Here is a 1,367-nt window from a genome sequence, read left to right on the forward strand (position 1 = left end):
CTAAATTACTATTGCTAATAGGCGTATTGATTGAGGCGGCATTAGTAGTGGGTGCTCCATCCAAACCTACCCATTGGGTACGATGCAGCGCAAATATGCTCATAACTCCGCGACTACCTGCATACGCGGGGTTGATACTGATGGTGTTGTACATGTACTGAGTGAATTGTGCATCTTGTTGACCATAAACCACCGCAGCTAGTAACATCGTAATGAAAGTGATAATTCTTGTTTTCATCCTTTATTTTTTTTAGCCTGAGTTTTGTATGTCTCAGGCTATTCTTTTTTTAGTTTATCTTGATAAGTATAAGTAACCCGCTTTTTGGTTGATGGCTCCACTAATTGGTTTTTTATATTTAACCACATAGTAGTAAGTTCCGTTAGGTAGAGCATCGGCTTTGTTTACTGTTACACGGCCTTCGGACAATCCAACAAAAACTTTTGAGACATTATCATAACCAGATACTTCAAACACTAGTACTCCCCAACGGTTGTAGATCTCAACGGTGTTCTCAGGATAGTTCTCTATTCTTTCTATGACAAACACTTCGTTTGTTCCATCGTTGTTTGGTGAAAAAGCATTGTGTACCAAAATATCACATGAAGAGATACTATCATCAAAATCACAAGGATCTTTTACTACTATAGTAATCGTAGCTGTGGCACAATTATTTAGATTATCAACATCACAAATAGAATACGTCAAAATATAGTCTCCAACTGGTATACCTACTGGAATTGTTATTCTGCCTTGTGCATCAACTGTAACACCTGTTATTCCAGTAGCATTAGAATTATCGATAGTAATGACTACTTGAGAGACACTTACTGTTCCATTATTCAGCCTATCATTCGCTAAAATATCCAAAACGGTTCCTTTAGAAGAATCAATAGGTTGATTCGAGTAATCGTCATTGGTAGCAACAATAACTGGTGTAACAACTGTTACTGTAATCAATGCATTGGCAGTAGCTGTTCCTCCATTTCCATCGGTGATCACATAAGGAATGCTTACTGGGGTCGCGGAATTGAAGTTTGCTGCTGGGGTGAAAGTAATCACTCCTGCTGCAGTAACATTTACCGTGCCGTTGGTTACCGCAATCACTTGCGCTATGCCTGGGGTTAAGGTCGTGCCGTTGATGCTAGTGATACTCAATGCATCCCCGTCAACATCACTGTCGCCTGTTAATGGGGTCAAAGTAACTGTGCCTTCTTCCGCAATGGCATAAGTGTCATCTACTGCTACTGGTGCATCGTTGTCTGGGGTTACTGTGATGACAACATTTGCTGTATCAGTTGAAGCGCCATCGGTTAATGTATAGCTAATCGTTGGAACGGTTCCGTTGTAATTAGCCAATGGTACGAAT

General features: G+C 40.3%; 2 protein-coding genes. Both read right to left on the reverse strand.

The features are described from left to right. Window positions 1-238, reverse strand: a 238-nt coding sequence (locus WFZ86_RS20055) for a type IX secretion system membrane protein PorP/SprF (protein WP_342693397.1), incomplete at its 3' end; no start/stop codon positions are given. A 54-nt stretch (window positions 239-292) separates the two neighbouring features. After that, window positions 293-1,367, reverse strand: a 1,075-nt coding sequence (locus tag WFZ86_RS20060; protein ID WP_342693600.1) for a T9SS type B sorting domain-containing protein, incomplete at its 5' end; no start/stop codon positions are given.

The sequence above is a fragment of the Flavobacterium polysaccharolyticum genome (genome assembly GCF_038739875.1).
GTDB lineage: Bacteria > Bacteroidota > Bacteroidia > Flavobacteriales > Flavobacteriaceae > Flavobacterium > Flavobacterium polysaccharolyticum.